This window comes from Actinoplanes sp. NPDC048791, from assembly GCF_040650095.1.
Classification (GTDB): domain Bacteria; phylum Actinomycetota; class Actinomycetes; order Mycobacteriales; family Micromonosporaceae; genus Actinoplanes.
Window position 1 is genome coordinate 1 of sequence record NZ_JBEZGQ010000893.1, and the last position, 3,431, is coordinate 3,431.

Sequence of the window (3,431 nt, forward strand, 5' to 3'; positions counted from 1 at the left end):
CGGCGGGGTGCACGCGGCGCAGCGGGCTGCGGCTTGCGCGGCTGCCGGGGCGAGCGGGGTCGCGGTGCTGGGTGCGGTCATGGGCGCGGAAGATCCCGAGTCGGTGACCCGAACCCTGTCCCGGGCCTTCGCGGAGGCGGTGGAGGTGCGACGGTGCGCCGGACGAAGTGCCGGCCACGGCGAGGGCATGACGCTGGACGTGGCGGGGGTGTGGGCGTGACGCCGCGGGTGGTGTTGACCATTGCCGGGTCGGACAGCGGGGGTGGGGCTGGGATTCAGGCCGACCTGAAGACGTTCGCCGCGCTCGGGGTTTATGGGGTTTCTGTGGTGACGGCGGTTACCGCCCAGAACACGCTCGGCGTCACGGCCATCCATCCCGTGCCGGTGGACGTGGTGGCGGCCCAGCTGGACGCGGTGCTCGGAGACCTATCGCCTGATGCGGTCAAGGTGGGCATGATCGGGGACCCCGCGGTGGCTGAGCTCATCGCTTCCCGGGTCGGTGAGCTGCCCAATCTTGTCGTCGATCCGGTGCTGGTGGCCACCAGTGGGAGCCGGTTGTCCGGAGTGGACGCGGTTACGCCGCTGCTGCCGTACCGCTGCGTCCTGACGCCGAACCGGCAGGAAGCCGGCGCTCTGGTCGGTCGCCGGGTGACGACGGTGGCCGAGGCGGCCGGCGCGGCCGCCGAGCTGGCGGCCCGCGGTCCGGGGGCCGTCGTGGTCACCGGCAGCGAATCCGCCGTGGACGTGCTGCACGCGGACGGGGTGACCACCGTGCTCGACGGTGACCCGGTGCCCAGCGGCAACAACCACGGCTCGGGCTGCACTTTCTCGTCGGCGATCGCGGTGCGGCTGGCTCAGGGCGACCCGCTGCCGGTCGCCGTGCGCGCCGCGAAGGACTACGTGGGGCGGGCGCTGGCCGGCTCCCGCGACTGGAAGCTCGGCGCGGGACCGGGCCCCCTGGACCATTTCGGCTTCTCCCACTGAGCAACGACTGACCGGCTGTACCGGCGATCGGCGGTTCCGTGCTGCCGAATGCCGCCCTGTTTGCCCCTATATAGGAGGAACCATGAGGCGCAAGGTGTACGTCGAGGGCTCCCGTCCGGACCTGCGGGTGCCGTTCGCCGAGATCGACCTGACCGGGGACAATCCGCCGGTCCGGCTCTACGACACGTCCGGTCCCGGCAGTGACCCGGAGGCCGGCCTGCCGCCGCTGCGCGGGCCGTGGATCGCCGAGCGCGGTGACGTGGCGCCGGTGGCCGGTCCGGGAACGCCGCTGGCCGGCACCCGGCCCACCCAGCTCGCGTACGCCCGGGCCGGGATCGTCACGCCGGAGATGGAGTTCGTCGCGATCCGGGAGAACGTCGAGCCCGAGGTCGTCCGGGAGGAGATCGCGGCCGGGCGCGCGGTGCTGCCGGCCAACGTCAACCACCCGGAGATCGAGCCGATGATCATCGGGTCGCGCTTCCTGGTGAAGATCAACGCCAACATCGGTACGTCCGCAGTGACCTCGTCCGTGGCCGAGGAGGTCGAGAAGCTCACCTGGGCCACCCGCTGGGGCGCCGACACCGTCATGGACCTGTCCACCGGCAAGCGCATCCACGAGACCCGCGAGGCGATCGTGCGCAACTCCGCGGTGCCGATCGGTACGGTCCCGATCTACCAGGCCTTGGAGAAAGTGGACGGCGATCCGGTGAAGCTCTCCTGGGAGGTGTTCCGGGAGACCGTGATCGAGCAGGCCGAGCAGGGCGTCGACTACATGACCGTGCACGCCGGCGTGCTGCTGCCGTACGTGCCGCTGGCGGTGGACCGGGTCACCGGCATCGTGTCGCGCGGCGGCTCGATCATGGCGGCCTGGTGCCTGGCCCATCATCGGGAGAACTTCCTCTACGAGAACTTCGCGGAGCTGTGCTCGCTGCTGGCCCGCTACGACGTGACGTTCTCGCTGGGGGACGGGCTGCGGCCCGGGTCCATCGCGGACGCCAACGACGCTGCGCAGTTCGCCGAGCTGCGCACGCTCGGGGAGCTGACCCACGTCGCCTGGGAGCACGGGGTGCAGGTGATGATCGAGGGGCCGGGACACGTGCCCATGCACAAGATCAAGGAGAACGTCGACCTGCAGCAGGAGCTGTGCGGCGGGGCGCCGTTCTACACGCTCGGCCCGCTGACGACCGACATCGCGCCCGCGTACGACCACATCACCTCGGCCATCGGCGCGGCGATGATCGGCATGTTCGGCACCGCGATGCTCTGTTACGTCACGCCCAAGGAACACCTCGGGCTGCCCGACCGGGACGACGTGAAGGCCGGGGTGATCGCGTACAAGATCGCCGCGCACGCCGCCGACCTGGCCAAGGGGCACCCGGGCGCGCAGGACTGGGACGACGCGCTGAGCAAGGCCCGCTTCGAGTTCCGCTGGGAGGACCAGTTCAACCTGGCCCTCGACCCGGAGACCGCGCGGGCGTACCACGATGCGACCCTGCCGGCGGCGCCGGCGAAGACGGCCCACTTCTGCTCGATGTGCGGGCCCAAGTTCTGCTCCATGAAGATCACCCAAGAGCTCAAGGAGTACGCGGCCCGCGGCATGCAGGACAAGAGTGAGGAGTTCGTCTCCGCCGGCGGCCAGGTGTACCTGCCGATCAGCTCAGCTCAGAGCTTGTAGAAGTTGACGTAGTGGTCGGGGGTGAACCAGGTCTCGCGGGTGGACCGGTTCACCACGATCCGGTACGCGTCCCGCGCGGCACCCCGCGCCCGCGGGTACACGTCGTACTCGCTGTAGGTGGCATTGACCGGCAGCTGGCGCTCGCGGTTCTGGAACGTGCCACCGGTGTAGTTGTACTGCCCGTACGGCCAGCTGTACCAGCCCGCGCCGGTCGGCCAGCCGAGCGAGCTCCAGCCGGTGCGCGCGGTCCGGGCCGCCGAGCACCGGGACAACGTGCAGGTCGAATACACGGCGGCCTCGGCGGCGGCGGTGTGCGTCGGCGCGACCACAGCGGGGGCGACGAGGCTGCCGCCGGTGAGTGCGAAAGCGATGGCGACCGCCGACAACAGGCGGCGCAGGCGGGACGGGCGGGGTGCGTCAACGGACATGGCGGACTCCGTAGCGTCGGGGGCCCGTCCAGGCCGGGCCGTGCCCCCCATCCTGGAGCCGCCGGGCCGCACCGCGGTACATCCCCGACGCATCATTCCATCGGCGTTCGGCTATGCGTCGGCTCCCGCTGGCCGGCTATTTGCCGAGGCCGCTGACCCAGTCCACATAGTCCTCGTCCTTGCCGCCGCCCTTGGACCGGCGCTTGCCGTCCGGGGTCCCGTCGACCGGGCTCGGTGCCGCCTCGGCCCGCGGGGCCGGGGTGACCGGCAGCGGCGGGGTGACCGGATCGGGCTGCGGCAGCGGTGCGCTGATCGGCGTCGGCTCCGGCGTCAGCGGCTCGGCG

Annotated in this window: 3 protein-coding genes and 2 pseudogenes; 3 read left to right on the top strand and 2 right to left on the bottom strand. The window is 71.4% G+C overall.

From position 1 onward, the window contains the following. The 3 genes and pseudogenes from AB0C29_RS39205 to thiC all read left to right on the top strand — a co-directional run. A pseudogene (locus tag AB0C29_RS39205) lies at nucleotides 1-220 on the top strand (hypothetical protein); the annotation flags it as partial. Continuing rightward, complete coding sequence (gene thiD, locus AB0C29_RS39210) at nucleotides 217-984, top strand: bifunctional hydroxymethylpyrimidine kinase/phosphomethylpyrimidine kinase (protein WP_360831672.1); 768 nt, start codon at nucleotides 217-219, stop codon at nucleotides 982-984. The pseudogene AB0C29_RS39205 and the gene thiD, both read left to right, overlap by 4 nt. A gap of 82 nt (nucleotides 985-1,066) precedes the next feature. After that, on the top strand, nucleotides 1,067-2,659 hold the full coding sequence (gene thiC, locus AB0C29_RS39215; protein WP_360831675.1) for a phosphomethylpyrimidine synthase ThiC: 1,593 nt from the start codon (nucleotides 1,067-1,069) through the stop codon (nucleotides 2,657-2,659). On the opposite strand, the gene AB0C29_RS39220 is transcribed toward thiC, so the two are convergent. Next, nucleotides 2,647-3,087, bottom strand: a complete 441-nt coding sequence (locus AB0C29_RS39220; protein WP_360831678.1) for a ribonuclease domain-containing protein — start codon at nucleotides 3,085-3,087, stop codon at nucleotides 2,647-2,649. The genes thiC and AB0C29_RS39220 overlap by 13 nt on opposite strands. A 136-nt stretch (nucleotides 3,088-3,223) precedes the next feature. Beyond that, a pseudogene (locus tag AB0C29_RS39225) lies at nucleotides 3,224-3,431 on the bottom strand (hypothetical protein); the annotation flags it as partial.